This is a genomic window from Microcoleus pseudofavosus SVA1_A4, from assembly GCF_036700565.1.
GTDB lineage: Bacteria > Cyanobacteriota > Cyanobacteriia > Cyanobacteriales > Microcoleaceae > Microcoleus.
Genome location: NZ_JAUBPE010000044.1, coordinates 14,923 through 40,556, shown reverse-complemented (window position 1 = coordinate 40,556; position 25,634 = coordinate 14,923). Strand labels below are relative to the sequence as shown.

Here is a 25,634-nt window from a genome sequence, read left to right as displayed (position 1 = left end):
GGTGCGTCAGGACTGAATCTTTTCTCACATTGCTAATTTTTTCGCCTGACGCACCCTACGGTTAGTTATTGTCGGGTGCGTCAGGACTGAATGTTTTGACGACAGACAGATAATTTTCGGCTGACGCACCCTACAGTTGCTACAGTTGCTGTGCCTTGTATTTAAACTGGAACGAGAGTCGGTTCCAAACTTGCCACTAATTTGAGATTGTACTCATCTTCAAAAGACGGCTTTTTATAATCCAAACTCCACAGTTCCAGGGCGCAATCGTCCCCGGAATTGAGCGGTTGCAGACGCAAGTGAAACTCTCGAACTTCCGGGCGGTGTTCGCATTTGAAATCAGAGATTGCGCCAATCTGCCGCCTGTCCAAAGCCACAGCCAACCGCAGAAAAGGATGCAATTTACTAACTACTTCCCGGTATTTTTTAGTGAGAACTATAAAATTTTCGTGCTTCTTTTTCGGAGGGTTTTTTCGGTGATAGCGAGCCAAGTTGGCAATTACTTCAATCTCTGTTTCAGTGTATCCCAATAACTCACCATTGCGAATTAAATAGTAAGAATGCTTGTGGTGCGCCGAATGGCTGACGTACAAACCGCAGTTGTGCAGAATCGCGGCCGCCCACAGCAAATCTCGTTCTTCGGTTCCCCAATTGTGCAGAATTCCTTGAGTTTGGTCGAATAAATTGAGCGCAAATGCTGCGGTTCTTTCGCTTTGTTCTAAATTGACTTGATATTTGTCAGCCATGTGGTGAATGCTGCGCTGGCGGATTGAACCTTGATAGCGCAAGCGGTTTTCAATCAAACCGCGACTCAGCATCCAGTCAACAATTACGCCTTCTCGTAAAGAGCGATCGCAAACAGTCAGCGATTCCATTCCTAATAGTGTCATCGCTTCTTGCAAAATCAAAGCGCCGGCCAGAATAATTTCCGCCCGCTTGTCCGACATTCCCGGAATTGCCAGCCTTTCCGAGTAAGAAAGTTTGCGAAAGCGATTGACTAAATCGCGCAAATCTTTTAAACTTAACTGATATCCGGCTAGGGGATTCGGCACTGTTCCCAACTTTTCGCGAGCGTTAATTGCAGCCAGAGTTTCGATGGTTCCAGCAGTGCCGATCAAGCGCAGAGGTTCGCCAGCCTTGAATTGAGAGCGCAATTCGTCGATCGGTCTTTCCAGCGAAATCCGAATATAAGCTTGCAAATAAGCAAACTCCTCCTTGCTAATCGGGTCTGTTTTGACAAATTCTCCTGTTAAGCGAACAGCGCCAATTTTGGTACTGGTGAGACAGCGAGGCTCAGAACTGTCTCCTAAAATCAACTCAGTAGAACCGCCCCCAATATCAATAATCACCTGCGACTCATTGTTAAACTCCATACCCGAAAGAACGCCGAGATAAATTCTCCGCGCTTCTTCCTGACCGGAAATTAAGCTAACATTAAGGTCTAATTCGTCAGCAACTTGCTGGAGAAAATCCCGCCCGTTAGGGGCTTCCCGAACCGCACTCGTAGCAACAGCGATAATTTGTTCAGCATTGAAAGTTTTAGCAATATCTTGAAAACGGCGCAGAGTGGCCATCGCCCTTTCCATCACTTCTGACTTCAAGCAACCTGTCTTAGCCTCGCAATCGCCCAACCGAACCGTATCTTTTTCTCTAGCAATAATCGTAAACGCGGGCAATTTCGGATCGATCCGCGCCACCACCACGTGAAACGAGTTAGTACCCATATCAATAGCAGCAATAATGCGATTTGACTCCGCAGAAGCAAGTGAATTAACCATAGGAGTGTATCGGGGTTGACAGATATTTTTAATTATTCCATGAATTTACTGAGCCATCGGCTTAAAATATTAAAAATCTCCAATCTAAAATTAAAATGCTTACCGAGTCCGATCGCCAACCCGAATCCACATTGCTAACCGTCTTAAAGCTTTTGAGATGGGACAAACCAGCAGGAAGGCTCATTTTAATGATTCCAGCCCTCTGGGCCGTTTTTTTAGCAGCAGACGGGAGGCCGCCCGCAGCATTGGTGGGCGTGATAGTGTTGGGCACCTTAGCCACGAGTGCGGCTGGATGCGTCATCAATGACTTGTGGGATCGCGATATCGATCCCGAAGTAGAAAGAACGCGATCGCGCCCGCTAGCATCCCGCGCCCTCACCGTGCAAACTGGAATAGGAGTTGCATTAATTTCCTTTGCTTGCGCGGCGATTCTCGCATTTTATCTCAATCCGTTAAGTTTTTGGCTGTGCGTGGCCGCCGTACCCGTGATTATCGCCTACCCGCTAGCAAAAAGATTCTTTCCTGTACCGCAATTAGTGTTATCAATTGCGTGGGGTTTTGCAGTTTTAATTAGTTGGAGCGCCGCGGTTGGGAAACTAGAATTAGCGACTTGGCTGCTGTGGGGTGCAGTCGTGCTGTGGACGATGGGATTTGATACAGTTTATGCGATGAGCGATCGCGAAGACGATTTGCGTTTGGGGGTGAACTCCAGCGCTATTTTTTTTGGGAATTATGCAGCTAATGCTGTGGGTTTTTTCTTTGTTGGTACTGTCGGTTTGTTAGCAGCAATGGGAATTAATCTGCACTTGCACATTGGTTTTTGGCTGGCAATTTGTGCGGCGGCAATTTTGTGGTTGTTGCAGTACAGTCAACTGCAAAAAGCGGATATTCCTAGGCGGGTTTATGGTCAAATCTTTAGCCAAAATGTTTGGGTGGGCTTTGTAATATTGGCGGGGATGATTGTTGGGGAGATTTTTTAGACTCCGCCTAGGTGGGTGGAGGATGATTTCTTCGCACCCGAAAATTTTGTCCTCTACTAATTTGATTGCTTTTTCTAGATTATTCTACTTTGGCTAAAGGCGATTAGTAGTTGGTGTCTAGGCAGTTAGTGTAATAATTATATCAGTAGATCAAACTGTTAATGTCAGCGAATGAGGTATAATTATGAGCCTGCTTTCACATTTTACTGGAAAAATCAAAGATAAGCCAGTAAAATCTGTGAAGCAGTGGCAAATTTTAGCAATCTCACTGCTACTAACTGGCATCTTGAACGGTTTAGCGCGAGAAACACCCGAACATTTTTCAGCAGCATCTCCTGCTATTTCCGAATCAGTTAATCAGCAAGTTTCAGAAATTGCAAATCTTGTCACTGTCAGAATTTTATCTGATTCTGCGTCCGGTTCTGGCGTAATTATTCAGCGTCAAGGACAAACTTATACTGTTTTGACTAACAATCATGTGGTAGCTGATAATAAAGACAAAACTTATCAAGTATTGACAGCCGACGGACGGACGCATATTGCTAAATGGCTACGCTCGTCTCAGTTTGGTAAAGTAGATTTAGCTTTAGTGCAGTTTACCACTTCTCAATCCTATCGAGTTGCGGAAATCGGAAACTCAAATAAGCTATCGGTAGGAGATGCGGTTTATGCTGGGGGTTTTCCAAATTGGCATTGGATTAATTCAGAGTCTATAGAGAAGACTCGGAATTGGGGGCTAAAAGCTTTTAAGTTAACGAGTGGGAAAGTGGGAATGTTGCCGGCTCAATCCCTTGAGAGTGGATACCAACTTGGTTACACTAATGATATTGCCGAGGGCATGAGTGGCGGGCCTGTATTGGATATTTCGGGTAAGTTGGTGGGGATTAATGGTAAATCGAAATATCCTTTGGGGGGAATTGATGTGTTTAAGTTGGCGGATGGGAGTGTGCCTTCTCAGGCTGTTTTTCGGCAGATGGAAGCTTTGAGTTGGGCGATTCCGATTGATACTTTTCAGGAGTTGGCCAGTCATCTGAAGGCATGGTTATTCTCAGTTTGTCGCTACTGTTCGGATAGTTTTTTTACTCGGTTGACAGCATATTGCTCATCACTTGTCTTTCCTTGTTGTTTATACAAATCAGCGGCTTTTTGGTAATCTTCGATTGCACTCTGTTTGTCGTCAAGAGTAGATTTGAGATTACCCCGATTGTTGTAGGCATCAGCATAGTTGGGATTAAGTTGAATAGCCCGATCGTAATCTGCGATCGCATCTTCTTTTTTCCCTAGGGCATACTTGAGTAAACTCCGATTGCTGTAGGCCATAGCATTGTTAGGATCAAGCTGAATAGCCATATCGTAATCTGCGAGCGATTTTGTAGTCATTACCTTATATTGCAGTTATTGAATTTTAATGAAGCTGCTTCCCCGACGGTTTAGAGAAGTACGCCGAATCCGATCCGAGTGTTTGATAATTATCAATAATATTATCACAACAAAATAATTATTGGCAAAACTATTGGCGGACATTACTACATAATCAGCTCATTGGGTAAAGGTGGATTTGGCGAAACCTACTTAGCACAGGACGAATATCTACCCGACAAGCCCCAATGTGTGGTCAAAAGATTCAAGCCCCAGTCCAATGATCCCTTCTTGCTGCAAGAAGCCAAACGCCTGTTTTAAAGCGAACCTTAACACCTGTACAAGTTAGGTGGCCACGATCGCATTCCGCAGCTATTCGCCCACTTCGATGAAAATCAAGAATTCTATCTCGTCCACAATAGATTTTGCAGCGCTATCTGGAATTATAGCGATCGCCCTTTCTAATAATTCAGAAAGGCTCTCGCCCATAATTCGTCAAAAGAGCGATCGCCCTTATTACATCCGCGTTAATCTGCGTCCATCTGCGGTAAAAAAAGAGCGAGATCCCTTTCTCAGCCAAATGCAGAAAGGATCTCGCTCATGATTGATCAAAAGAGCGAGATCCCTTATTGTTGCATTCAACTAACAAAAAATTGTCATTTCAGTCAATTGTTGCTAAAATAATTACAAAAAACTATTCTGATTAGCCAATGAGCGACATCTCTATCAGCTTGCCAGATGACTTACTCACATACGTCAATCAAAAAGCGCCCAACCCCAGTGCTTTGATAGAATCTCTCTTAAAACAATGGCGAAAACAACAAGAAAACCAAGCTTTAGCAGAAGCTTGCAAGCTAATTGACGAATTAGATTTAGGATGGGATGACGAATGGCAAGCTCAAGCGATTACCGACTGGGAAGCATCTGGATAGCTAGATTCGATCCGTCAGTAGGCACAGAAATACGCAAAACGCGGCCTGCCTTAGTCATTTCTGGTACGCTGTTCAACGAGCGGCGCAGCAAAGTTACTGTTTTGCCATTTACCTCAGCTCGTCCTCACGATCCTCGGATTTCTGCTGCTGCGATCTTAGTACCCGCATCCCCACAAAATGGTTTAGATGCAGATAGTTTGCTAGTCTGTGTCGATCCCATGACTTTCGACAAAACGAGATTAGTACAACAAGTCGGCCAATTGGAATCCGAGCTATTTTCCCAAATTCAAGAGATTTTGCAGCGCTATCTGGAATTATAGCGAGATCGCTTTCTAATAATTCAGAAAGGCGATCGCCCATAATTTATCAAAAGAGCGATCGCCCTTATTACATCCGCGTTAATCTGCGTCCATCTGCGGTAAAAAAAGAGCGATCGCCCTTTCTCAGACAGACTCAAAAAGGCGATCGCTATTTGGAATGAATTCGCGATGGCTTTTTTGCGGTTCATTGAAAGAGCGATCGCTTCTACTTGTAGCATGGAATAACCGCTTGCATCTGGCAATTTCCATGACCAACCCCATCCAGCAAGAAGCCCGCCAAATTCTTGATAATCTTGCCTTTACCCCCTTCGATCGGTGCCATCCCCTCAGCCACGACTTCGACACAATTCCTGCTAGAGTTGGTTTGTACGCCTTTCGACATCGCATTCAAGGATTACTCTACATCGGCAAAGCCAAGAACCTCCGCGATCGACTGCGAGGTGGTCACAAAGCCTTCCTCTGGGGCTGGCTCGATCGCTACGATCCAGATGATGTAAGGATCGCTTTTGTTACCCTCAACCAATGGCAAAAACCAGGGTTATTATATGAATTAGAAACCCTCATACTTCAAGCTACAAATCCTCCCTACAACGTTAAAATTCCCAGAGAACAATGACTCAGACTCTCAAGATCCAACACTTACCACCAGAAGCTATTCATTCGCTGATGACTTATTTACCTGACTATGTGAAAGTCGCTTTGATGGAAAAAGCTACGCAGCTAGAATGTTCTATGGAAGCTGCGATCGAAATGGCAATTGCTAGTTTTCTAGACTCAGAAGCTTTCAGCTTTGAAGATTGCCTATTATCGCAACGTCTTAAGGAATCAGAATTGGTAGAATTTCCCCAAAAGAAATAGGGTGCGATCGCCCATCATTAATCAAAAGAGCGATCGCCCTTCTTGCATCCGCGTTAATCTGCGTCCATCTGCGGTTAAAAAAGAGCGATCGCCCTTTCTAATAATTCAGAAGGGCGATCGCTCTTCAACTTCCGACCTAAAAAGTAAAGATTTATTCATTCTCATCAACATTATCAAAGATATCTTCGATGTCCCGTGTCCCGTGAATCACGCGCAAAATTTCTACCTCTGAGCCTATAAGACGGTAGAAAATTAGATATCTTCTAAAACCTTTAATAGCTTGTTGTCGCACATCGATTAAATTAGGATGAGCAAATTGACAGAGCTTTCCCATTTTTGGGATTTGGGCCAATTGTTTAAAGGTTTCTTCCGCCGCGACAAGAAAGCGATCGGAAGCATCCATGTTATCTTCCGCAATGTAAGTGGCTAATTCAATCAAGTCACGGATAACTTGCGGACGTTTTTGGAGGGAGGTCATTTTTCTTCGTGCAACCCCTGATTCTGGGAAATACGCGATCGCACAGCTTGACGAATCTCCATCCAATTTTCCTCAGTCATCGCCGTAGGATTTCCCGATTCCAAACCCTCTAATAACATCGCTTCCAAACGTTCTGAAGCTTTACGTTTTTGGTCTTGGCGAATTAACTCACGAAAATACTCGCTAGCTGTACTGTAACCACCTTGAGCTACCTGTGCTTCTATATAAGTTCGCATTGAGTCAGGTAGAGAAATATTCATGCTTGTCACGGGTATTACTTACCTCATTTAACTAGTTATTTTTAATATGGCAGATTTTGCCATCTTTTGTCAAGTCTCACAACCAGTAATTTTTTAATAAGAAATTGGGAAGAGCGATCGCCATTTCTTAGGATAATTCAGAAGGGCGATCTCTTCTGCTAAATTTATGATATAATTACCCATCAGTTACAGCTAGACTTGCCCACTTCTTTTAATATAAAGGAGTAAAGCCCGTGAAAATAGAAGAATTACTGCAAAGAAAAGGAATTATTCACCGCGATCCAGAAATTATGAGCGGTGTCCCCGTATTTGTGGGCAGCCGCGTCCCCTTAAAGACTTTTTTCGACTACCTCGAAGGTGAAAGCGGTTTCGCAGAATTTATTAATGATTTTCCTTACCTAGAAAGTCAGGCAATTAAAGTGCTAGAAAATCTAACTAAAATGATGCTCTCGCTAGAAAATCATTCAAATGCTTATACTGCTTGATGAAAATCTCGCTTAGTCAAAAACTCAAGCAACCTTTTTTAGACGAGGGTCATTCAATCAGCAATGTTTATGACATGGGGTGGAGAGGCCTAAAAGATAGGGAAATTCTGGAGAGATCGGAGAATCATCCTTTTGATGTTTTTATCACTGCTGATAAAAATCTTCCCTATCAACAAAATCTTGCAAGTCGTGTTATTACAATTGTGGTGTTAGATTCTAGCAGTACGAGGCCCGACCATCTAGTACCTTTAATGAGACAAGTTAGCACTATGATATCGTCGCTGCCAGCAGGTTCGGCAGTTCGCATTAATGATGCTGGGGATGTTGTTTCCATTAGTCCTTGAGGGAGATCCCTGTCGCCCTTTATCAACTATCCGAAAAGAGCGATCGCCCTTTCTAAGGATAATTCAGAAGGGCGATCGCCCGTTTTATAATCAAAAGGGCGATCGCTTCTACCAATCCTCATCCAAAACCAAACTTCCCCGAACTATGTCATCAGGTAACATCCTAACTGTCACAGATGTTCTCAATTTGCTTGTCAGTGGAATCGATAAAACTACCCTCGAAACAGAACTTACTGCTTCCGGTCGGATATCTACTCCAGCTAGAGGTGGTTCAAAAAGCGGTGCAGGTACAATTTGGACAAGCCCAAACACTCAATACAGTGTCAGAATTATGACTCAACCTGATGGTTCATCCTATGTTCGTGTTTACAATGGCCCAGGAGGAGGCGCACCCGCAGAACAACCCCTAAACACATCAGGAAAACCCGGAAGTCGTGGAGACACCCACTTTATTCTGCTCCCTTAATCCCATTTATTCGTCAGATTATGAACTTTCAACAAATTTGGCAACAATACGATTTTACCGAATCAGAATTGCTATCGATGGGGTGGCAATTTCCCTATGATTATGTCCTCAATCTCAACTACTATTGGCAACTAAATCCAACTAATTCTACTCCTGGAGTTGCTACGACAGACCAATTTTTAAACATTATCCTCAAAACCTGCATTCGACTTGACGTACAAATCAACCCAAATCCTGATGAGTTAGATCGAAAGCCTACAAACCTCGGCACAATCATCGGCTGGGGGCAAGTTACTCCCTCTCCTTGGTTGGAAACTCTATCCCTTTCTCCTAATGAGTGGGTGCATCTGTTCTTTGAAATGGGTGGAAATAACAAAATTGAAGCTCTTTGTCGATCGCTAGTTATCGAACAATTAGTCAAACAACCCTTAGCACTCAGTTCATAAAAGGAGATAAATACCATGTCATCCCCAGAACTAAACCTAGCCGATAACTGGGAATTCACAGAATTATGGGTAGAGAAGCTAAACTCTGGCTGTTAGAGGATGAATACGAACGAGTAGAACGTTGGTTACAATTGGAAGCAGCATGACCCCTATTTTTCGGAAAATGGGGAAGAGCGATCGCCCTTTCTCAGGACAATTCAGAAAGTAGATCGCTCATTTCTCCCCTATAATTCCAATCAATCCCTCTTTCAAAGACTGAATATCTACATCTTGAAGCCTTCCCAATTTTTTGAGAATCGGTTTTTTTTCAATTGTCGTAATAACTGGCTTAATCATAGAAGGTTTTAAAAGCCCAGCCGATCGCCAATCTGTGATGATAATATCACCGACTTTCGGACTACTGCTAACTTGACTTGTTATACCCATAAGAATGCGAGCGGGATATTCTGTATTATAAACGTCAGAACTAATCACCACTGCTGGACGTTTTTTATTGGTAGTTTGATCGGTAAAAGGAAACGGAACTAAAACCACATCACCAAAATTATAACTCGTCATACTCCGCGTCCTCTGGGTTATCCCAAATTTTAGCAAAAGCTGATTCTGAGAGTTTAGTCGCAGCATAAACGAGCTGACGAGCTTCACTTCGCGTTAATAGGAAGTCGATAAAATCTTCTAATACCGTGATTTTATCTGGCGGTAAACTGCGGATTTTTTCCATCAGCTTTGTTTCAGGGTTTTGGGCGACACTCATATTATCTCCCACTTTTTTAATTAAAAAGTAGCATATATTTGATATTTCGTCAATCGCTAGTTATCGAACAATTAGTCAAACAACCCTTAGCACTAAGTTAATAAGTACCGAAAAGAGCGATCGCCTCATAACTCTTGATTATTTCTTCTTTAAAAAGCTTGAAAATTACAAAGCAAACACAATTCTGAGAGCTAGATCGATTTTTAGTAAAACCTCTGGCTCAACTTCACCTCGGATATCCACCAAGCGAGAAAAATAATCTATAGGGCGCGTTTGCAAACAATCTGCAAGAGATTTTTTTGTTAATCTATTTGCTTCTGAAGGTTCAATCTCCACATTACTCCTAATCTTGGCTTTTTTTTCACTCCAAGCAGTAATTGGAACCACCTGAATTATGGGAACTCTCTCATTATAAGTATTGTTAGTCACAATAATGCAAGGTCTAATTTTTCCAGTTTCCGAACCCCTAGTAGGGTCTAGATTGACTTCAATAATTAGCCCCCGTTTCAGTTTTATTCCTTCGGCCATTCTTCTAAACCTAATTCCGCCAATTCCTGTAACTCTGTCTCTTCTGCATAGACTTCCGCATAGAGCATCGCCGATTCTTTCAACTGCTCGGTTTCTAACGCTAATTTCAACCGTTGAATCGCTATTCTAACCAATTCACTAGGATCTTTAAATCCATAGTTTTGACAGAGTTCTAAAAATTTTATCTGAGATTCATCTAGTTTAAATGTTTGCTCTTTCATAGTAAAAATACTAGGAAGGTTCGGGAAGTTAGTTGTGTCAAAAGCTGTTTTTATGAAGCCACTATTTATATGATAACATACATTCGTAGATAGTGCAAAAAAAATAGCAAGTATTAATAACACCCTATTCACCCCAAAACTATGAAAAAAATCATCGTTGGCATCATGGGCCCGGGCGATAGTGCCACACCAACAGACTTAGAAAACGCCTATCAACTCGGACAACTCATCGCCGAAGCAGGATGGATATTGCTAACTGGCGGTAGAAATGTCGGCGTCATGGATGCCGCCAACAAAGGAGCAAAATCAGCTAACGGTTTAACAGTCGGCATCCTTCCGGGAAATGACACTCGCGGCATTTCTGAAGCTGTAGATATTGCCATTGTCACCGATATGGGAAACGCCAGAAATAATATTAACATTCTTTCTTCAGATGTAATAATTGCTTGCGGTACGGGCACGGGGACGGCTTCGGAAATCGCCCTCGCTCTGAAAGCTAACAAACAAGTTATCTTGTTAAATCACAGCGCCGAAAGTCAACTTTTCTTTAAAAATTTAGCACAATTTAACATTTTTGTGGTAAACAATGCTGTAGAGGCTATGAATCAAGCTCGCGAAATCCTAGTAAATCCAAGATGAAATCCCAGATGAGACTAAGTAAATTCAACTTTTGTGCGATCGCAATTTTCCTGACTTTGGGCATTTTCGGCAGTACCAAAGCAGACGGAGGAATTGCACAGTTCAGTTTCAGCAACAAATCCACTCCTAAATTAGCACAAACCCTCCCTCCTCCTCCCCCTTCCGCCCAGCCTGTTACCGAACAAGAAGCGCCACCTATTCGCAGCGAATCCGTGCCCGATCAAATAGGTTTAGCAACCCATTTGCAGACCATCAAAGCTAGAATGTACGGTGCTTACTGGTGTCCTCACTGTCACACGCAACAAGAACTTTTTGGCAAAGAAGCATTTACCGCAATTACTTACATTGAGTGCGATCCCAGAGGCAAAGATGCTCAACCGGATTTGTGCAAAGCTGCCAATATTAAAGCTTATCCCACCTGGGAAATTCGAGGGAAATATTACACGGGCAGGCAATCTTTGGAAAAACTTGCTATTTTATCCGGTTATAAAGGCAGCAGCAATTTTCAGCCACAAGTTCCCTCTCCTTAAAAATATCTAACTGAAAAGGCAAACATTCTTAGCGACAGCACCGAAACTCACCTAAATCAAATGATTTCGGATTTTCGCCGTTTTACCTCGATCGCAAATCAATCTATGAATCTCAACAAAAAAATACTCATCTGTAACTGGCAATCAAGATAAATTAGTCAGGATAAGCTGTTCTGCATTTAAATTGTATGTTAAAAAACAATCAAACTCTTGTGGAGTGGGCGTCCCGCCCGCCCTGAATATACAATTTAAATGCGCGGCAGCTTAAAAGCTTCCAGATAAACCTGTAACAGTAATAATCGATCGGGCTGCATTCTCTGCGATCGCATCTATCATAACTATCATGCGGTGGCTAATCCTATCAAACACCATGACAAAACATTGCGCTCGACTCATTGCAAATTTTAATTATGTAGCATACAATTTAGTAGGGGTGAAATCAACCGCGAGATATCAACTCGCAACTCGCTCAAAAATCAAAAATCAATTGATCGAGTTGCGACCGCGATAAAATACTGAAAAGCTCGATTTTTGAGTACCCAAATCATCTTTAATAGCGTAGGATCGTAGGAATTTGAACATGAAACAGAATTTACTTAGCGTAGCTTTAAGTGCGATCGCCCTCCTATGTCTTCCCAGTTGCAGTACGACGACCAGCAGTGCCGCCACGACAACAGCGCCCACGACTGCGGCAACGCAAACCCAAACCTCGCTCAAAGTTGGGGGATCAAGCAGCACGTTGGGTCTGATTAAGGTGCTGCAAACCAACTACGAAGCTACCGCAAAAAACGTCAAAATTACCCAGCTAGAACCGGGGCAGTCCGAAAATATAATTGATGGGATTAAACAGACATTCGTCGATATAGGTGTAATCTCGAAAAAATTAAAGCCAGAAGAAAATGATGGCACCTTAGAGTCTCGTGAGGTTGCCCAGGATGCCCTTTTAGTTGCCACTCATCCCAGCGTCACAGGGGTGAAAAACCTCACGACTGAAGACCTCAAAGGCATTTATAGTGGCAGCATCACCAACTGGAAGGAACTCGGAGGAACCGATGCTAAAATTGTACTGCTCGATCGCCCAGAAGATGAATCTGCCAAGCGGCTCCTGCGCCAACATTACCTAGGAACAGATTTGAAGAATTCACCAGCAGCAATTGTATTTCGGAAAGAAGGGGAATTGATCGACGCAATTCAAAGCACTCCTTACAGCATCGGTACCTTTTCCCTAGCTCACGCCATTTCCAATAAACTACCTGTCAACCGCCTCAGCCTCAACGGGGTTGAACCAACACCAGAAAATGTCAAAGCGGGCAAGTATCCGATGGTTCGGACAATTTCAATTCTCTGGCACAAAAACCCGACCGAGGCTACTCAAGCGCTAATTCAATACATCTCTAGTCCGCCAGGAATCAACGCGATAGAGGAGTCTGGCTTTATTTCCGTGACCCAATCCGCCAAGGATTAAGAGCTGTGGCCATCCAATCCAGATACGCGCGGTTACCCGTTTCCGTCAAGTTGTTATCGCCTCTGTTGTTGGCATTTTTGAGTCTATGGACTGTCGGAACCTTGGGTTTTGGTTATTTTGCTAGAAACAATTTAGAACAGATGGCGCGAAAGGAGATCGTGGATCTGGCTAGTATGCTGCAGGAAACTCTAAAGCAAAGGCAAGAATCACTAAGTTTGAAAGCCCGTTCGGTGAGTGAGGATAATGATGTCATCAGAGCAGTAGCTGCGGGCGATCGCGCTTTATTACTGCGGACTGTATTACCAATCCAAGCTGGTTTTAAACTGGATTTGATCAGAATAGTTGACGCTGATGGTCAAGTCTTAGTGTCTTCACAGTTGGGAGCAATAAGACAGGCGACATTGCAGGATGCCTCTGTGAACCGTGCCGCCCGAACCGGACTAGAGTTATCGGGAGTTCTCCTGGCAGAAAACCCGGCTCCATCTTCCATGATTGGGTTAATATCAATCAAATCATCTCAAAAGATGCTAGCTGGTTTGGTTGCGGGATTAGCCATTGACGACACAGCGCTCCAGTCGATTCGCGGCGACACATCCATACATTTGGTGGCTGTTGACGGCGAGAGGGTGACGGCTGCTACTTTGCCACTTCCGCGCGATCGGTCTTGGCAATTTCCCCAGCCAGAGGCGTTGCCCACTAAGATCGGGATTGCCGGCGAAGCATACATGATCAAAACAATCGAGCTACAAGGTTTCGATGGGGCAACTCTCAAAATTGCTGTACTGCATTCTGCCAAGGAAATGGAGCAAGCAGAACAGCAGTTGTGGTTTGTGGTGGGTGGCTTTGGTCTATTGGGAAGTGTCCTGATCGCAGTTGTGACGATCGGAGGTTTCCGTATGACTCAAGCTCTGAGCCGTCGCATTCAAGGATTGACTAAGGCAACCCAGCAATTAGCCGCAGGCAATTTAGCCATTGGTATTCGGGTTGATAGTCAGGATGAAGTGGGGCTTTTAGCTCAGGGATTTAACAGTATGGCGGAGCAGCTTATAGCTCGCGATCGGCAACTGAACCAACAGGTGCAACAACTAGAGAGTACCCTTGAAGAACTGCACCGCACCCAGAGTCAGATGGTGCATCACGAAAAAATGTCGGCACTGGGGCAAATGGTGGCAGGGATAGCGCACGAAATCAACAACCCGGTCAGCTTTATCTACGGCAACCTGTCTCATCTCAACAATCACATCCATGACTTACTGCGATTACTAGATGCCTATAAAATAAACTATCCCAACCCGTCCCCATCACTTCAAGATGACCTAGAGGATGTGGATCTAAACTTCCTAAAAGAGGATCTCACTAAGATTCTTAAGTCGATGAAAGTGGGCAGCGCTCGCATTCGGGACATTGTGGTTTCGTTGCGTAGCTTTTCTCGTCTGGATCACGCGGAATTCAAGCCTGTCGATCTCCATGAAGGCATTGATGACACTTTGATGATTTTAGAACATCGCCTTCAAGCCAAGCCAGAACGCCCAACCATTGAAGTAGTCAGACAATATGGCGAGTTACCGTTGGTAGAATGCTATGCAGGTCAACTCAATCAGGTGTTTATGAACTTGCTATCAAATGCGATCGATGCTTTGGAAGAGAGCAATGAAGGACGTAGTTTTCAGGATATGGTTGACCAACCGAATCGGATTTGGATTAAGACTACCAAAACAAAAGAACAGTGGGTGCAGATTGCGATCGCCGATAACGGTACAGGTATTCCAGAGAAAGCGCGATTGCGCCTATTCGATCCCTTCTTCACTACTAAACCCGTAGGCAAGGGGACAGGATTAGGCTTATCCATTAGCTATCAGGTGGTGAAGGAAAAGCATGGAGGAAAACTCTGGTGTGATTCCACCCTGGGCGAAGGCACGAAGTTTGTGATTGAGATTCCCATAGATCGGACTCAGCCAACAAATACTTGAGAATCGGTTTTCAGTTTTTCGACTCACTGTCAACCGTCAACCGTCAATTGACAACTGTCTTCTCACTAAAATACTCTTCAACAATTTTCAAAATCCGCGAGGCTGCTAAACCGTCTCCAAAGGGATTAATGGCCATTGCCATTGCGTCGTAAGCTGTAGAATCACTGAGCAATTCTGCGGCGGCTGCGGTAATTGTATCAGAATTTGTACCGACAAGTTTAGCGGTTCCGGCGGAAATTGCTTCTGGTCTTTCTGTGGTTTCTCGCAATACTAAAACAGGCTTTCCCAAACTAGGTGCTTCTTCTTGCAGACCGCCGGAATCTGTTAAAATTAAATGACATCTCTGAATCGCTCCTACTAATTCTGCGTAATCTAAAGGTTCTGTTAAAAATACTCTTGGATGGTCGCCCAAAAGAGCTTGCAAAGGTTCTCTAACAGTGGGATTTCGGTGCAGGGGTAGCAGTAAAGCTGTGTCGGGAAATTTATCTAAGATTTGGAGAAATGCGTGAGCAATTCCTTGTAAGGGTTCGCCCCAATTTTCGCGGCGGTGAACTGTTGCTAAGATAGTGCGATATTTGCTCCAATCTAAATTGGGAATGTTGCATTCTGGTTCGCGTTTGGCTACTGACAGCAAAGCGTCGATGACTGTGTTGCCTGTCAGGTGAATTCCTCCCAAAACGCCCGATCGCCCTAAATTATCTTCAGCCAGCGCTGTCGGGGCAAAATGCAGCCGTGTGAGCTGAGATATCAACCGCCTGTTAGCCTCTTCGGGATAGGGATTGAACACGTCGTCTGTCCGCAATCCGGCTTCTACGTGACCTACGGGTATTTTCTGGTAAAATGCAGCCAAAGCAGCGGCAAAAGCTGTGGTTGTATCGCCCTGAACTAACACGATTTGGGGCTGCAACTCTTTAAACAAATCTTCTAAACCCTGCAAACTGCGGGAGGTAATATCTGTCAGGGTTTGCTGGTGCTGCATAATTGCTAAATCGCGATCGGCTTTTAGATCGAACATTCGCATTACTTGCTCGACCATTTCTCGGTGCTGACCGGTTAAAATTACTTGGGTGTCAAAGGTTGGCGAACTTTTGAACAGTTGAATTACTGGGGCTAGTTTAATCGCTTCCGGGCGAGTTCCTAAAACGATGCAAACGCGGTGTGTGGCTTCGGGCATGGTAAAATTAGATGTAAGTTGATTCATATTTCTTGGAACAGGCATCTTGCCTGTTTTTGGCCTTGGTGCAGGATATCAGTTTATCCTCACATCTTTCACCATTCTTAAGAACGGGCAAGATGCCCGTTCCACAAAAACTCAATTTTATTGTGAAACAGGCATCTTGCCTGTTCCTAAATAGGTAATTGACAATGATGCAATATCTCCGTTGATACCTATTTAGTTAATATTAAAACCAAATCGTAGATTTTTAATCGTTAATTTGTTATGCCCTATCGGTACATTTTATTTTACAAACCCTATGATGTTTTAACTCAATTCACTGACTACTCAGGGGAAGCTAAACGCAGCACTCTCAAAGATTATATTCCGATTCCTGATGTTTATGCCGTCGGTAGGCTCGATCGCGATAGTGAAGGTTTGTTGCTGCTAACCGATGACGGACAAATGCAGCACCGCCTCAGTGACCCGAAATTCGCTCATCCCCGCACTTACTGGGTGCAAGTGGAACGAATTCCCGATGCAAGTGCGATCGCCAGTTTGCAGACAGGTGTCACAATTCAAGATTATCGGACTCGATCGGCAAAAGTGCAATTATTGTTAGAAGAACCACCTTTGCCGCCCCGGGAACCGCCGATTCGATTTCGCAAAAACATACCGACAGCTTGGCTGGAAATGACCCTCACAGAAGGCCGCAACCGCCAAGTGCGCCGGATGACCGCAGCAGTAGGGTTTCCGACGCTGCGGCTGGTCAGGAGTGCGATCGGGCATTTGCGTCTGGAAGGTCTCAAACCCGGTGAATGGCGCGAACTAACTCAAGCTGATTTTAGATTTTAGATTTTAGATTGGGGAATTACAGTCAACAGTCAACAGTCAACAGTCAACAGTTAACTACTTTCGAGCCGGCAAAATAAAACTCTCCTTTCCATTCTTATCTTTTTGCACCTGAGCTCCCAACTTGACAAGAGCTTGTTTCGCCCTCATTCGCACCAACTTATCAGTTGTTTGAGCATAAACCGTGCTCCAAGCAGTAAACCGCACCGGCACGCTGTCGGGATCTCGGCGCAAATACTCAGCAGTTGCTCGAAACATCGGCGCCAATTTCGACCCTTCCGGGGTTTTTTCCGCCCACTCAGCGGCCATTTCGTGAGAGTTAATTGACTCGGGAATATCCCCCAACAGCAGCAACTCATCAAGACCTTTAGTTCGCCACACTATCCACGCTTGGGGATTAATTTGCGGCGAAAGGGCGCTAGTACCGCGCTCTATAAACTTAACAGCAGTTTCAGGCTTTCCCTGATAAAAAGAAATAGCTGTGGAAAGAAACAGGTAAATGTCAGCCCATCGCGGGTCGCGCCGCGTAACTATGTCAAAATAATCTTGGCTCAAATTGTAGCCCGTCACCTCTCGCGCTTCGTCGTCGCCAAAATACTGCAAAAATTTGAGAAATGTCCAATCTGCAATTAAATTATCAAACCCAAAACTAGGAATAGTTTTGAGCATTTTCAGCCGCAGGGCTTCTTGCTGGGCTTCTTGCTGCGCGGCTTGCTTGAAACTGGCAGCAGAAATTGCAGAGAGCGGCTTTTGCACCGTAGGAACAACTGGAGGCATCCCGCCCAACTGCCCGCTCGACTGCATGGTAACGACCCCCGCCAGCGCTGCTAGACCGATAAGTCCATTAATGAGCAGGCTCAACCACTTACGCGAAAATTGTTCGATTTTAGCTTCCACGGCACATTTAAATCCAAGTTTAAAATTAAGTTTATTGAAATAGAGTAATGATTGCTTGGCGATCGACTGTGAAGCTCGTTAAACTATTCACAGGGATGGTTGAGCCTCCACAACATAGTTTAAATGGTAGTTTGAGATTTTTTAGCAATCTAAAATCTCAAATCAAAAATCTAATTGAGCAAAATTCAATGAATCAAGCCCGCAGACGCTTTTCTAAGTTACAGGCAGCCCTGTTCAGTGGGGCGATGGCAACAACCGCTTCGATATCTTTACTCGTTCCCGGCCTGAGTCAATCAGTCCGCGCCGAGCTTCAAGATAGCCCCAAAGCTGTCTTAGACGAAGCTTGGCAAATTGTGAACCGAGAGTATGTTGATGGCAGCTTTAACAAGACTGACTGGCAAGTAACTCGCCAAGACTTGCTGAGCAAAAATTATACCTCTCGCGAAGCTGCCTACACTGCCCTCCGCAAAGCCCTAGAGAAATTAAACGACCCCTACACGCGCTTCATGGACCCGAAGCAGTACGAAGCGCTGACGAATCAAACCTCTGGGGAACTGACAGGGGTGGGGATGAGGCTCGAACAAGACGAGAAAACGAAAGCAATTACGGTAGTCGAGCCGATGGAAAATTCCCCGGCCCTGAAGGCAGGGATTCAAGCGGGCGATACGATTTTGGTGATTGACGGCAAAGCTACCAAAGGCATGACTGTCGCGGATGCGGCTCAGATAATTCGGGGCGCTGAAGGCACGAAAGTCACGCTGCGGATTGCTCGTGAGGGCAAAAGCGAGTTTGACATCACTCTGACTAGGGCCAGAATTGAGGTAGCAGCGGTTCGCTACAGCCTCAAGAATGAAGGCGGGGAGAAAGTCGGTTACATCCGCTTGCAAGAGTTTAGCTCCCACGCGGGCGAACAAATGCAGTCGGCGATTAAAAAGCTCTCGGATCAGAAAGTCGATGCTTTTGTGTTGGATTTGCGCGGCAATCCCGGCGGGTTGCTGCGAGTCAGCATTGATATCGCGCGGATGTGGATGAATACAGGGGCGATCGTCCGCACAGTCGATCGAGCCGGAGATTCTCAGGAAATGCGGACAAATCGCACTGCGATTACTGACAAGCCTTTGGTGGTGCTGGTGGACGACAACTCCGCGAGTGCTAGCGAGATTTTGGCTGGTGCTCTGAAGGACAACAAGCGCGCAACTGTGATGGGCGGCCAAACTTTTGGCAAAGCTTTAGTGCAGTCGGTGCATTCTTTGTCTGACGGTTCGGGATTGGCGGTGACGATCGCTCACTACTATACTCCCAACGGTACTGATATCAGCCACAAGGGCGTTACTCCCGATGTCAAAGTCGAAGTAACAGACGAACAAAAGCTGAAATTAGCCAACAAACCGACGCTGGTTGCGACTAAGGACGATCCTGTTTACGCGCAGGCGATCGCACTTTTGAAAACTAGCGCTGCGTCGGCCCGTCCCCTTGCTGGTAATGAGGCTCTTGTTCCTCAGAAATAGTTGAAATTGGCATTCATTTACAATTAGCTTTAAAACAAAACCCGCCGGCGCGGGTTTTTTTTTTGTAGATATCATATCAAATCCGGTGGCATCGAAATTGATATTACCAACAATCAGGACACGGCAGTGCCGTTTCCCTACAATTAATCGGGCGATCGTTACATCTTTCATCGATTTCGATGGATTATTTTCGGGTAGGGAAACGGCAATGCCGTGTCCTCCGTTGCTGTGTTGCCGAAATTGCCAATTGCTAGAAAATGGTTTGTAATAACAGCCAACTATTTAATCCTACTATAATACTAGCCACTAACCAAGCTACTGCTTTCAGCCAAAATGGATTCACAAACTCTCCCATTAAGCGGCGGTTTGAGGTAAACATTACCAAGGGAATTACCGCAAAGGGTAATTGCAAACTGAGAATCACTTGACTGAAAACCAGCAAATTAGTTGTACTGCCTTCACCGAAAAGGATAATTGAGATCAAAGCTGGTACAATTGCCACCAGTCGAGTCAGCAACCGCCGCAACCAAGGCCGCAGGCGAAAATTCAAAAACCCTTCCATCACAATCTGTCCTGCTAGAGTTGCAGTCAAGGTTGAGTTCTGCCCCGAAGCCAATAAAGCAAAGGCAAAAATTGCACTAGCAGAACCCACGCCCAGCACCGGAGAAAGCAGTTTGTAAGCATCTTGAATTTCAGCTACTTCTTGATAGCCCGAAAAGTGAAATGTTGCAGCAGACAATATCAGAATTGCTGAATTAATAAACAAAGCTATTGACAGCGCTACGGTAGAATCAATTGTGCTAAATTTAATTGCTTGCCATTTTTTATCGGAGGTTTCTTGCCAAGCACGAGTTTGCACGATCGACGAATGCAAGTAAAGATTGTGCGGCATCACAGTTGCCCCCAAAATACCAACCGCAATATAAAGCATTCCCTGATTTTGCAAAATCTCTAGCTTCGGAACATAACCGAGTAAAACTCCTCCGGCATCTGGTTTGGCAAAAATCATTTCGGCAATAAAACAACCGCCAATAATTGCAATAATCGTAATTACCAAAGCTTCTATATAACGAAAGCCTTTCCCTTGTAGAAATAACACCATTATCACATCTAGCGCAGTGATGCACACTCCCCAAACTAAGGGTATGCCAAATAGCAATTGCAGTCCGATCGCACTGCCAACAAGTTCAGCTAAATCGCAAGCAGAAATCGCAATTTCACAAAGTATCCACAGCAAAAAACTGACTCGCGGACTGAAATAATCTCGACAAGCTTGTGCCAAATCTCGTCCCGTTGCCACTCCCAAACGCACGCAGAGTGATTGCAGCAAAATTGCCATCAAATTAGATAGCAAAATCACACTTAATAGCGCATAGCCAAACTTTGCTCCCCCCGCCAAGTCAGTCGCCCAGTTTCCGGGGTCCATGTAACCCACTGAAACCAAATATCCAGGCCCTGCGTAAGCCAGCATCGTACGCCAGAAACCTTTGCTGTTGGGAACGGGGATGCTGCGGTGGACTTCAGGCAAGCTAGGCCTATTTTCCGAGTCAGTCATTGGTTTTACCGTTCAACACTTTTCATATTGTTTTCATAATCTCACAAATTCGGCTAAATTTCATCAGTCCTATGGCTCAAAATCCGGCGGAGTCAGCGTATATATTAAGTTGTGTATATTTTGAGATTGAACCGAGGTGCGCGCGATCGACTAAGATTAGGTCGATCGCCAAAAATCACCCTTGTCTGCGAATACTCTATTTCAAAACTCTAGTTGCATTGAAAATAGCTGCTAAAGCCACCCCAACATCCGCAAAAACTGCTTCCCACATTGTCGCTAAACCAAAAGCACCCAAAGCAATAAATATGCCTTTGACTAACATGGCAAAAATGATATTTTGCCAGACAATATTGTGAGTTTTTCGGGCAATTTTCATGGCTTCAGCTACCTTTGACGGTGCATCTGACATAATTACAACATCGGCAGTTTCGATCGCCGCATCCGAGCCCAAACCCCCCATCGCTATGCCAACATCAGCTCTAGCAAGCACTGGTGCATCATTAATTCCGTCCCCGACAAAGACAATTTTATCGCCTTTTCTAGATTGACCGATCAGTTTTTCGATCGCCTCGACTTTTCCTTCGGGTAATAACTCGGCTAAATAGGAATCTAAACCGAGCTTTTTCGCAACACTATCGGCTACAGCTTGATTATCTCCTGTGAGCATCACGATTCGCTCAACACCCAGTTTCTTGAGGTCGCGAATAGCCTGTACTGCGTCTTCCTTAAGCTCGTCAGCAATCAAAATATACCCAGCGTAGCGGTTGTCTACTGCTAAATGCACGATCGTACCTTCAGCATTGCAGACATCATGAGAAATGTTTTCTCGGTGCAGCAAACGGTCATTTCCCGCAAGCACAATTTGATTATTTAATTTTGCTCGGATGCCGTGTCCCGCTATTTCTTCGTAATCTTTCACATCCGATGAATCTATTTTTCCGCCGTAAGCTTCCAGAATAGATTTTGCGACTGGGTGATTGGATTGAGATTCTATTTTAGCCGCTATTGCCATTAACTCTGTTTGGGAAAAACCATTGCTAGGCACTATTTGTGCCACTTTAAAAACTCCTTTAGTTAGAGTTCCTGTTTTGTCCAAAACAACTGTCTTGACTGCTGTCAGCGTATCTAAAAAAGTCGAGCCTTTAACCAAAATACCGCGCTTGGCTGCACCGCCAATTCCCCCGAAGTATCCCAGAGGAATGCTAATCACCAATCCGCAAGGGCAGGAAATAACTAACAAGACTAAGGCGCGGTAAACCCACAAAAATCTGTCTGCATTAGTTGCTCCTGAAATCAACAAAGGCGGAATTAAAGCCACTGCTAGCGATGCAAATACTACAAAAGGCGTGTAGTAACTGGCAAATTTGGTGATAAATTTCTCAGTTTCAGCTTTTTTACTTCTGGCATTTTCTACTAATTCCAGAATTCGGGAGATTGAAGATTCGCCAAAGATTTTGGTAACTTTGACTGTGAGAACTCCTGTCTGGTTAATTGTTCCCGCTAAAACTGTTTCTCCAACTTTCACGGTTCGAGGTACTGATTCTCCAGTTAGTGCAGACGTGTCAATCTGAGAATTGCCGTCGATAATTTCACCGTCTAAGGGAATTTTTTCTCCCGGTTTGACAAGGATGATATCGCCGACAGCTACGGTTTCTGGCGAAACTTTTTTGATGTCGCCGTTGTCCTTGAGGTTGGCATAATCTGGGCGAATTTCTAAAAGCGATTTGATCGATTGACGCGATCGCCCGATCGCAAATTCTTGAAAAAGTTCTCCGATTTTGAAAAACAACATCACCCCGACTGCTTCAGGGAGTTTGTGAATAGCGACAGCGCCGAGTGTTGCTACAGTCATTAAGAAATTTTCATCAAACACTCGGCCTCGCAGAATGTTGCGGCCGGCGCTGGTTAAAACATTCCATCCGCTTAAAAGATAGGCTGGGATGAAAACCAGATATTCACCTATAGAATAGGGCGTGTTGTGCAGTTTTTCTTCAAAAATTAAACCGCCGACAAATAGTAGAACAACCGATATAACAGGAATCAATTCTTGCTTCAGGTTAAAATCTCCGTTCCCGTGGTCGTGGCCGTGGCCGTGGTCGTGGCCGTGGTCGTCGTGGTTATGATTCTCATGGCTGTGTTCGTGGTGGTCGTCGTGACTACAGCAGCCGGAATCGCTCGATTTGGCTTTTTGCATGGTGTTTCCTGGGTTTTTGCTTACGCCTGATAGTATGAATAGATGTTCATATTATATAGGAAAAAGACAATGTACTAGATTTTGAATTCAAAATCTAGCTATTTTTGAGAAAAATATTGTTAAGTTGGTAGGGAAGGTTACTAGGTATTAAGAGTAATAATTATTCTCAGTTGACGATTGAGAGAGAGAACGATTATCAGCGGCGGTTAGTTATTAATTAAGCCGTCGGATAAATTCTAAAGGCAAACCGTCTGTATCGGCAATAAAAGCTACTTCGTAAACATTTTGCCCGATCGCCTGTTGAGTCGGTTCTAACAAAACTTTCAAAGCTTGAAACTCGTTTGGTTGGTCTTTAGCAGCTTCCTCAAACCGCTCTTTCAGAGACTGCAACCAGCTAGGCAAGTCAGTTGTCGCCTCAGTTAAATCGAAAGATAAATGATAATATCCAACATAATGCTCGTCTCCGAAAGCATCCGGTGCGGGTTTTGGTTCCGGGATTTGAATTAGTTCGATGCGTCCGTTGAGACCTTCCATCCAACAGGCTAGGGTGTAACCTGTGGTAAAGCGATCGCTGACAGTAAATCCCAACTGTTCGTAAAAGGCGATCGCCCGGTGAATATTAGCAGTGCGAATCGAGGCGTGGTGCATTTGATTTTGTCAGTTGGCAGTTGATAGTTGTCAGTTGATAGTTGTCAGTTGATAGTTGTTATTAATCGGCCTTATGATTTGTTAATCATTAGTTACTTTATTTACTTATTACTGATAATTCCAGACTCAGGAATAAATTTAGTCTGTTAATTTCCTAATGACAACTGCCAACTGTCAACTGTCAACGGACAACTGTCAACGGACAACGGACAACGGACTATTCAAACAACCTAAAATAGGGATATCTAATCGGAACTCCCGGCTCTTTTTCCAAATCAAAATTAATCACTTCCCAGCAAGGTTCCTCCTGGGGCTCGGGGCTAAAATCCACAGGCAAACCGTACAGCCTCGGCCGCGGCGATTCCGACTGACCCCGCCAAGGCGTGCTGCGTTCCAAATAAGCGCTGATTAAGTCCCGATAGCGTTGAGCAACGATCACGCGAGTTGCTCGGTAGCCTTGAGTATAAAGTCGATCGAGCGCTTCGTGAATTTCAAACCGAATCCCGTCCGGGTGGGTGTGCTGGCGATACCATTCATCCTCCCAGCGGCGCCAGTGCCGCCCAGACTGAAGGTGAACTAAATCGCCCGTTTTTGGATCTGCCTCAAAAGCCCCGTGACGCGGACACAAATAGGTATCCGTGAGCGTTAGAGCCGGAATTGTTTGGCGACAGTGGGGACACTGAATTTCCGGGCCAAACATCGGGTATTGCAAGGCAACTTCAATCATTTATTTGCGTCCCAACATATTTTCTCTGCAAAAGTGCCAAATAGTCTTATTATATCGCGTATCAACAGTCAGTTAATCTGCTAGAAGTATAACGATCGACCAACAAATGAGCAATCTCCACAAACCTCTGCCTGCAATTCCTTCCTATTGGCCCTTGCCGGATCTCTCCCAAGCTGCTTTTGTGGCCCAAGGCGCTGTTGTCATCGGCAGGGTAGAGGTGGCTGCGGGCGCTAGTATCTGGTACGGGGCGGTGGTGCGGGGGGATGTAGAGCGAATTGCGATCGGCTCAACTACCAATATCCAAGATGGAGCAATTCTGCACGGCGATCCGGGGAAACCGACTGTTTTGGAAGATTTCGTGACAGTCGGACACCGAGCCGTGATTCACTCAGCTTACATTGAACGGGGTTGTTTGATCGGGATTGGGGCGATCGTCCTCGATGGAGTCAGGGTAGGAACAGGCTCTATCGTCGGTGCAGGGGCTGTTGTCACCAAAGACGTTCCCCCTCACACGCTAGTTGCGGGAGTGCCTGCCAAGCGCCTCCGGGATGTCTCTGAGGAAGAAGCTGCGGAGTTGGTGGAACACGCTAAACGTTACGAAAAGTTGGCTTTGGTACACGCGGGGAAAGGTTCTGATTTGGGATTTGATTAGTTGATACAATAAGATTTTTAGCAAAAAACTATTAGTTTCCAATGGCTTACACCGCGCAAAAAATCCTCACCTTTGAAACATTCCTCAATCGATATTGTGACAACTTCCGCGCTGAAAAAGCGCTGGTTTTAAGCGATCGGTAAGGGTCTAGAAAAAATTGTAGCACTTTTTCACGTATCAGATACTTCATCTCCTAAAACATTCGACTCAAAAAATCTCCACCATCGGACAAATGAGTCAATTCCAGAAGGAAGGATTGGATTTTTTTTGATGAAACCTGCCGCCCTTGACTCACAACCCTGCCATCAATCACTAAAGCTGGAGTACAGCGCAGTCTTAGTCGTTTCACTTCTTCAATATCTGCAATGCAGTTAACTTTTGCGGTGATGCCCAGTTTAGCGATCGCCGTTAAAACATTGTCTTCGAGAAAATGACAATTTTCGTGATGAGTGCCAATAATTTCAATGTCAAATGTATGCATTAGTAAGTTTCTCCAAACAGACATGGCGGAAGTTTATAATCGCAATTTAACGATGACAATAGTTGCTGAATTGTTGCTCCTAGTTTCATCGGTTGAACGGTTGGTGAAGAGTTCCCTTTGACGGTAGATACAAAAGATGAAACTAGGAGCA

At 44.7% G+C, this 25,634-nt stretch carries 35 protein-coding genes; 18 read left to right on the top strand and 17 right to left on the bottom strand.

Going from position 1 to position 25,634, the window contains the following annotated elements; all coding sequences use genetic code 11:
• Positions 1 to 161: 161 nt before the first annotated feature.
• Positions 162 to 1,778 (bottom strand): Ppx/GppA phosphatase family protein, encoded by a 1,617-nt coding sequence (locus tag QUA02_RS19190; protein ID WP_333029930.1) that lies wholly within the window; start codon positions 1,776 to 1,778, stop codon positions 162 to 164.
• A gap of 95 nt (positions 1,779 to 1,873) precedes the next feature.
• Between QUA02_RS19190 and QUA02_RS19185 the strand changes: the two genes are divergently transcribed.
• Both QUA02_RS19185 and QUA02_RS19180 read left to right on the top strand, forming a co-directional pair.
• The gene (locus tag QUA02_RS19185; RefSeq protein WP_333029929.1) at positions 1,874 to 2,758 is read left to right on the top strand and encodes a 4-hydroxybenzoate solanesyltransferase; all 885 of its coding nucleotides are present in this window, start codon (positions 1,874 to 1,876) and stop codon (positions 2,756 to 2,758) included.
• Positions 2,759 to 2,942: 184 nt separating this feature from the next.
• The gene (locus QUA02_RS19180; RefSeq protein ID WP_333029928.1) at positions 2,943 to 3,911 is read left to right on the top strand and encodes a S1 family peptidase; all 969 of its coding nucleotides are present in this window, start codon (positions 2,943 to 2,945) and stop codon (positions 3,909 to 3,911) included.
• Here QUA02_RS19180 and QUA02_RS19175 read toward each other — a convergent pair.
• On the bottom strand, positions 3,818 to 4,108 hold the full coding sequence (locus QUA02_RS19175) for a tetratricopeptide repeat protein (protein ID WP_333029927.1): 291 nt from the start codon (positions 4,106 to 4,108) through the stop codon (positions 3,818 to 3,820). The two genes, QUA02_RS19180 and QUA02_RS19175, sit on opposite strands and share 94 nt — an antisense overlap.
• 358 nt (positions 4,109 to 4,466) lie before the next feature.
• Between QUA02_RS19175 and QUA02_RS19170 the strand changes: the two genes are divergently transcribed.
• The 3 genes from QUA02_RS19170 to QUA02_RS19160 all read left to right on the top strand — a co-directional run bounded on the left by QUA02_RS19170 (position 4,467) and on the right by QUA02_RS19160 (position 5,369).
• On the top strand, positions 4,467 to 4,721 hold the full coding sequence (locus QUA02_RS19170) for a hypothetical protein (protein WP_333029926.1): 255 nt from the start codon (positions 4,467 to 4,469) through the stop codon (positions 4,719 to 4,721).
• A gap of 106 nt (positions 4,722 to 4,827) precedes the next feature.
• Positions 4,828 to 5,049, top strand: coding sequence for a DUF8778 family protein (locus QUA02_RS19165; RefSeq protein ID WP_333029924.1), 222 nt, complete (start codon positions 4,828 to 4,830; stop codon positions 5,047 to 5,049).
• Positions 5,007 to 5,369, top strand: a complete 363-nt coding sequence (locus tag QUA02_RS19160) for a type II toxin-antitoxin system PemK/MazF family toxin (RefSeq protein WP_333029922.1) — start codon at positions 5,007 to 5,009, stop codon at positions 5,367 to 5,369. Before QUA02_RS19165 ends, QUA02_RS19160 begins: the two co-directional genes overlap by 43 nt.
• A 20-nt stretch (positions 5,370 to 5,389) precedes the next feature.
• Here the strand turns inward: QUA02_RS19160 and QUA02_RS19155 are convergent, their stop codons facing one another.
• Positions 5,390 to 5,587: a hypothetical protein gene (locus QUA02_RS19155; protein ID WP_333029921.1), complete on the bottom strand. Its 198-nt coding sequence runs from the start codon at positions 5,585 to 5,587 to the stop codon at positions 5,390 to 5,392.
• Positions 5,588 to 5,616: 29 nt separating this feature from the next.
• Here QUA02_RS19155 and QUA02_RS19150 point away from each other — a divergent pair, with 29 nt between their 5' ends.
• Together QUA02_RS19150 and QUA02_RS19145 are read left to right on the top strand one after the other, a co-directional pair.
• Positions 5,617 to 5,985 carry a GIY-YIG nuclease family protein gene (locus tag QUA02_RS19150; protein ID WP_332985543.1) on the top strand — a complete coding sequence of 123 codons (369 nt, stop codon included), beginning with the start codon at positions 5,617 to 5,619 and terminating at the stop codon, positions 5,983 to 5,985.
• Complete coding sequence (locus QUA02_RS19145) at positions 5,982 to 6,227, top strand: hypothetical protein (RefSeq protein WP_333029920.1); 246 nt, start codon at positions 5,982 to 5,984, stop codon at positions 6,225 to 6,227. Before QUA02_RS19150 ends, QUA02_RS19145 begins: the two co-directional genes overlap by 4 nt.
• Positions 6,228 to 6,378: 151 nt before the next feature.
• Here QUA02_RS19145 and QUA02_RS19140 read toward each other — a convergent pair whose 3' ends face one another.
• Together QUA02_RS19140 and QUA02_RS19135 are read right to left on the bottom strand one after the other, a co-directional pair.
• Positions 6,379 to 6,705 carry a type II toxin-antitoxin system RelE/ParE family toxin gene (locus QUA02_RS19140; RefSeq protein WP_333029918.1) on the bottom strand — a complete coding sequence of 109 codons (327 nt, stop codon included), beginning with the start codon at positions 6,703 to 6,705 and terminating at the stop codon, positions 6,379 to 6,381.
• Positions 6,702 to 6,965 (bottom strand): type II toxin-antitoxin system ParD family antitoxin, encoded by a 264-nt coding sequence (locus tag QUA02_RS19135; RefSeq protein WP_333029917.1) that lies wholly within the window; start codon positions 6,963 to 6,965, stop codon positions 6,702 to 6,704. Before QUA02_RS19135 ends, QUA02_RS19140 begins: the two co-directional genes overlap by 4 nt.
• Before the next feature lie 233 nt (positions 6,966 to 7,198).
• Here QUA02_RS19135 and QUA02_RS19130 point away from each other — a divergent pair, with 233 nt between their 5' ends.
• From QUA02_RS19130 to QUA02_RS19115, 4 genes are all read left to right on the top strand, one after another.
• On the top strand, positions 7,199 to 7,450 hold the full coding sequence (locus QUA02_RS19130; RefSeq protein WP_193971080.1) for a DUF433 domain-containing protein: 252 nt from the start codon (positions 7,199 to 7,201) through the stop codon (positions 7,448 to 7,450).
• A complete protein-coding gene (locus tag QUA02_RS19125) occupies positions 7,450 to 7,794 on the top strand; it encodes a DUF5615 family PIN-like protein (protein ID WP_333029916.1) in 345 nt (114 codons plus the stop codon). Before QUA02_RS19130 ends, QUA02_RS19125 begins: the two co-directional genes overlap by 1 nt.
• A 145-nt stretch (positions 7,795 to 7,939) precedes the next feature.
• On the top strand, positions 7,940 to 8,260 hold the full coding sequence (locus tag QUA02_RS19120) for a hypothetical protein (RefSeq protein ID WP_333029915.1): 321 nt from the start codon (positions 7,940 to 7,942) through the stop codon (positions 8,258 to 8,260).
• Positions 8,261 to 8,280: 20 nt separating this feature from the next.
• A complete protein-coding gene (locus tag QUA02_RS19115) occupies positions 8,281 to 8,706 on the top strand; it encodes a hypothetical protein (protein WP_333029914.1) in 426 nt (141 codons plus the stop codon).
• Between the two features lie 213 nt (positions 8,707 to 8,919).
• On the opposite strand, the gene QUA02_RS19110 is transcribed toward QUA02_RS19115, so the two are convergent.
• The 4 genes from QUA02_RS19110 to QUA02_RS19095 form a co-directional block, all read right to left on the bottom strand.
• Positions 8,920 to 9,264, bottom strand: a complete 345-nt coding sequence (locus QUA02_RS19110) for a type II toxin-antitoxin system PemK/MazF family toxin (RefSeq protein ID WP_333029913.1) — start codon at positions 9,262 to 9,264, stop codon at positions 8,920 to 8,922.
• Entirely contained in the window at positions 9,251 to 9,460 is a 210-nt protein-coding gene (locus tag QUA02_RS19105; protein ID WP_333029912.1) for a toxin-antitoxin system, antitoxin component, Xre family protein, read from the bottom strand. The genes QUA02_RS19110 and QUA02_RS19105 overlap by 14 nt, the downstream gene beginning before the upstream one ends.
• Before the next feature lie 165 nt (positions 9,461 to 9,625).
• Positions 9,626 to 9,988: a type II toxin-antitoxin system PemK/MazF family toxin gene (locus QUA02_RS19100; protein WP_333029911.1), complete on the bottom strand. Its 363-nt coding sequence runs from the start codon at positions 9,986 to 9,988 to the stop codon at positions 9,626 to 9,628.
• Positions 9,973 to 10,209 carry a hypothetical protein gene (locus tag QUA02_RS19095; RefSeq protein WP_333029910.1) on the bottom strand — a complete coding sequence of 79 codons (237 nt, stop codon included), beginning with the start codon at positions 10,207 to 10,209 and terminating at the stop codon, positions 9,973 to 9,975. Before QUA02_RS19095 ends, QUA02_RS19100 begins: the two co-directional genes overlap by 16 nt.
• A gap of 141 nt (positions 10,210 to 10,350) precedes the next feature.
• On the opposite strand from QUA02_RS19095, the gene QUA02_RS19090 reads away from it, so the two are divergent.
• Positions 10,351 to 10,848, top strand: coding sequence for a TIGR00725 family protein (locus QUA02_RS19090; RefSeq protein WP_333029909.1), 498 nt, complete (start codon positions 10,351 to 10,353; stop codon positions 10,846 to 10,848).
• A gap of 8 nt (positions 10,849 to 10,856) precedes the next feature.
• Complete coding sequence (locus QUA02_RS19085; protein WP_333029908.1) at positions 10,857 to 11,378, top strand: thioredoxin domain-containing protein; 522 nt, start codon at positions 10,857 to 10,859, stop codon at positions 11,376 to 11,378.
• A gap of 264 nt (positions 11,379 to 11,642) precedes the next feature.
• Here the strand turns inward: QUA02_RS19085 and QUA02_RS19080 are convergent, their stop codons facing one another.
• The gene (locus QUA02_RS19080) at positions 11,643 to 11,774 is read right to left on the bottom strand and encodes a hypothetical protein (RefSeq protein WP_333029906.1); all 132 of its coding nucleotides are present in this window, start codon (positions 11,772 to 11,774) and stop codon (positions 11,643 to 11,645) included.
• A gap of 184 nt (positions 11,775 to 11,958) precedes the next feature.
• Between QUA02_RS19080 and QUA02_RS19075 the strand changes: the two genes are divergently transcribed.
• Positions 11,959 to 12,843: a substrate-binding domain-containing protein gene (locus tag QUA02_RS19075; protein ID WP_333029903.1), complete on the top strand. Its 885-nt coding sequence runs from the start codon at positions 11,959 to 11,961 to the stop codon at positions 12,841 to 12,843.
• Positions 12,844 to 12,848: 5 nt separating this feature from the next.
• On the top strand, positions 12,849 to 14,813 hold the full coding sequence (locus tag QUA02_RS19070; RefSeq protein ID WP_333029900.1) for a sensor histidine kinase: 1,965 nt from the start codon (positions 12,849 to 12,851) through the stop codon (positions 14,811 to 14,813).
• 43 nt (positions 14,814 to 14,856) lie between these two features.
• Here QUA02_RS19070 and wecB read toward each other — a convergent pair whose 3' ends face one another.
• Positions 14,857 to 15,987, bottom strand: a complete 1,131-nt coding sequence (gene wecB / locus QUA02_RS19065) for a non-hydrolyzing UDP-N-acetylglucosamine 2-epimerase (protein WP_333029898.1) — start codon at positions 15,985 to 15,987, stop codon at positions 14,857 to 14,859.
• Positions 15,988 to 16,254: 267 nt separating this feature from the next.
• On the opposite strand from wecB, the gene QUA02_RS19060 reads away from it, so the two are divergent.
• Positions 16,255 to 16,824, top strand: coding sequence for a pseudouridine synthase (locus QUA02_RS19060; RefSeq protein WP_333029896.1), 570 nt, complete (start codon positions 16,255 to 16,257; stop codon positions 16,822 to 16,824).
• Positions 16,825 to 16,878: 54 nt separating this feature from the next.
• Here QUA02_RS19060 and QUA02_RS19055 read toward each other — a convergent pair whose 3' ends face one another.
• Positions 16,879 to 17,718 (bottom strand): hypothetical protein, encoded by an 840-nt coding sequence (locus QUA02_RS19055; RefSeq protein ID WP_333029894.1) that lies wholly within the window; start codon positions 17,716 to 17,718, stop codon positions 16,879 to 16,881.
• Positions 17,719 to 17,906: 188 nt separating this feature from the next.
• Here QUA02_RS19055 and ctpB point away from each other — a divergent pair, with 188 nt between their 5' ends.
• Positions 17,907 to 19,226 carry a carboxyl-terminal processing protease CtpB gene (ctpB, locus tag QUA02_RS19050; RefSeq protein WP_333029891.1) on the top strand — a complete coding sequence of 440 codons (1,320 nt, stop codon included), beginning with the start codon at positions 17,907 to 17,909 and terminating at the stop codon, positions 19,224 to 19,226.
• A 250-nt stretch (positions 19,227 to 19,476) separates the two neighbouring features.
• Here the strand turns inward: ctpB and QUA02_RS19045 are convergent, their stop codons facing one another.
• From QUA02_RS19045 to QUA02_RS19030, 4 genes are all read right to left on the bottom strand, one after another.
• Positions 19,477 to 20,781: an Nramp family divalent metal transporter gene (locus QUA02_RS19045; protein WP_333029889.1), complete on the bottom strand. Its 1,305-nt coding sequence runs from the start codon at positions 20,779 to 20,781 to the stop codon at positions 19,477 to 19,479.
• Between the two features lie 196 nt (positions 20,782 to 20,977).
• Positions 20,978 to 22,975, bottom strand: a complete 1,998-nt coding sequence (locus QUA02_RS19040; protein ID WP_333029888.1) for a heavy metal translocating P-type ATPase — start codon at positions 22,973 to 22,975, stop codon at positions 20,978 to 20,980.
• Positions 22,976 to 23,188: 213 nt separating this feature from the next.
• Entirely contained in the window at positions 23,189 to 23,623 is a 435-nt protein-coding gene (locus QUA02_RS19035) for a VOC family protein (RefSeq protein WP_333029885.1), read from the bottom strand.
• A gap of 217 nt (positions 23,624 to 23,840) precedes the next feature.
• Positions 23,841 to 24,350: a TIGR02652 family protein gene (locus QUA02_RS19030; RefSeq protein ID WP_332985363.1), complete on the bottom strand. Its 510-nt coding sequence runs from the start codon at positions 24,348 to 24,350 to the stop codon at positions 23,841 to 23,843.
• 106 nt (positions 24,351 to 24,456) lie between these two features.
• Between QUA02_RS19030 and QUA02_RS19025 the strand changes: the two genes are divergently transcribed.
• On the top strand, positions 24,457 to 25,002 hold the full coding sequence (locus QUA02_RS19025; RefSeq protein WP_333029883.1) for a gamma carbonic anhydrase family protein: 546 nt from the start codon (positions 24,457 to 24,459) through the stop codon (positions 25,000 to 25,002).
• A gap of 193 nt (positions 25,003 to 25,195) precedes the next feature.
• On the opposite strand, the gene QUA02_RS19020 is transcribed toward QUA02_RS19025, so the two are convergent.
• Entirely contained in the window at positions 25,196 to 25,483 is a 288-nt protein-coding gene (locus tag QUA02_RS19020; protein WP_333029881.1) for a thioredoxin family protein, read from the bottom strand.
• Positions 25,484 to 25,634 lie beyond the last annotated feature (151 nt).

Bases quoted from the DNA above. Each gene is read 5' to 3' on its own strand.
- QUA02_RS19105 (WP_333029912.1), bottom strand. From the start codon at position 9,460: ATGAGTGTCGCCCAAAACCCTGAAACAAAGCTGATGGAAAAAATCCGC.
- QUA02_RS19100 (WP_333029911.1), bottom strand. From the start codon at position 9,988: ATGGCCGAAGGAATAAAACTGAAACGGGGGCTAATTATTGAAGTCAAT.
- QUA02_RS19030 (WP_332985363.1), bottom strand. From the start codon at position 24,350: ATGATTGAAGTTGCCTTGCAATACCCGATGTTTGGCCCGGAAATTCAG.
- QUA02_RS19115 (WP_333029914.1), top strand. From the start codon at position 8,281: ATGAACTTTCAACAAATTTGGCAACAATACGATTTTACCGAATCAGAA.
- QUA02_RS19060 (WP_333029896.1), top strand. From the start codon at position 16,255: ATGCCCTATCGGTACATTTTATTTTACAAACCCTATGATGTTTTAACT.
- ctpB (WP_333029891.1), top strand. From the start codon at position 17,907: ATGAATCAAGCCCGCAGACGCTTTTCTAAGTTACAGGCAGCCCTGTTC.
- wecB (WP_333029898.1), bottom strand. From the start codon at position 15,987: ATGCCCGAAGCCACACACCGCGTTTGCATCGTTTTAGGAACTCGCCCG.
- QUA02_RS19150 (WP_332985543.1), top strand. From the start codon at position 5,617: ATGACCAACCCCATCCAGCAAGAAGCCCGCCAAATTCTTGATAATCTT.
- QUA02_RS19190 (WP_333029930.1), bottom strand. From the start codon at position 1,778: ATGGTTAATTCACTTGCTTCTGCGGAGTCAAATCGCATTATTGCTGCT.
- QUA02_RS19185 (WP_333029929.1), top strand. From the start codon at position 1,874: ATGCTTACCGAGTCCGATCGCCAACCCGAATCCACATTGCTAACCGTC.
- QUA02_RS19095 (WP_333029910.1), bottom strand. From the start codon at position 10,209: ATGAAAGAGCAAACATTTAAACTAGATGAATCTCAGATAAAATTTTTA.
- QUA02_RS19135 (WP_333029917.1), bottom strand. From the start codon at position 6,965: ATGAATATTTCTCTACCTGACTCAATGCGAACTTATATAGAAGCACAG.
- QUA02_RS19035 (WP_333029885.1), bottom strand. From the start codon at position 23,623: ATGCACCACGCCTCGATTCGCACTGCTAATATTCACCGGGCGATCGCC.
- QUA02_RS19040 (WP_333029888.1), bottom strand. From the start codon at position 22,975: ATGCAAAAAGCCAAATCGAGCGATTCCGGCTGCTGTAGTCACGACGAC.
- QUA02_RS19020 (WP_333029881.1), bottom strand. From the start codon at position 25,483: ATGCATACATTTGACATTGAAATTATTGGCACTCATCACGAAAATTGT.
- QUA02_RS19125 (WP_333029916.1), top strand. From the start codon at position 7,450: ATGAAAATCTCGCTTAGTCAAAAACTCAAGCAACCTTTTTTAGACGAG.
- QUA02_RS19145 (WP_333029920.1), top strand. From the start codon at position 5,982: ATGACTCAGACTCTCAAGATCCAACACTTACCACCAGAAGCTATTCAT.
- QUA02_RS19180 (WP_333029928.1), top strand. From the start codon at position 2,943: ATGAGCCTGCTTTCACATTTTACTGGAAAAATCAAAGATAAGCCAGTA.
- QUA02_RS19175 (WP_333029927.1), bottom strand. From the start codon at position 4,108: ATGGCTATTCAGCTTGATCCTAACAATGCTATGGCCTACAGCAATCGG.
- QUA02_RS19045 (WP_333029889.1), bottom strand. From the start codon at position 20,781: ATGACTGACTCGGAAAATAGGCCTAGCTTGCCTGAAGTCCACCGCAGC.
- QUA02_RS19090 (WP_333029909.1), top strand. From the start codon at position 10,351: ATGAAAAAAATCATCGTTGGCATCATGGGCCCGGGCGATAGTGCCACA.
- QUA02_RS19155 (WP_333029921.1), bottom strand. From the start codon at position 5,587: ATGCTACAAGTAGAAGCGATCGCTCTTTCAATGAACCGCAAAAAAGCC.
- QUA02_RS19120 (WP_333029915.1), top strand. From the start codon at position 7,940: ATGTCATCAGGTAACATCCTAACTGTCACAGATGTTCTCAATTTGCTT.
- QUA02_RS19160 (WP_333029922.1), top strand. From the start codon at position 5,007: ATGGCAAGCTCAAGCGATTACCGACTGGGAAGCATCTGGATAGCTAGA.
- QUA02_RS19080 (WP_333029906.1), bottom strand. From the start codon at position 11,774: ATGAGTCGAGCGCAATGTTTTGTCATGGTGTTTGATAGGATTAGCCAC.
- QUA02_RS19140 (WP_333029918.1), bottom strand. From the start codon at position 6,705: ATGACCTCCCTCCAAAAACGTCCGCAAGTTATCCGTGACTTGATTGAA.
- QUA02_RS19110 (WP_333029913.1), bottom strand. From the start codon at position 9,264: ATGACGAGTTATAATTTTGGTGATGTGGTTTTAGTTCCGTTTCCTTTT.
- QUA02_RS19025 (WP_333029883.1), top strand. From the start codon at position 24,457: ATGAGCAATCTCCACAAACCTCTGCCTGCAATTCCTTCCTATTGGCCC.
- QUA02_RS19075 (WP_333029903.1), top strand. From the start codon at position 11,959: ATGAAACAGAATTTACTTAGCGTAGCTTTAAGTGCGATCGCCCTCCTA.
- QUA02_RS19165 (WP_333029924.1), top strand. From the start codon at position 4,828: ATGAGCGACATCTCTATCAGCTTGCCAGATGACTTACTCACATACGTC.
- QUA02_RS19085 (WP_333029908.1), top strand. From the start codon at position 10,857: ATGAGACTAAGTAAATTCAACTTTTGTGCGATCGCAATTTTCCTGACT.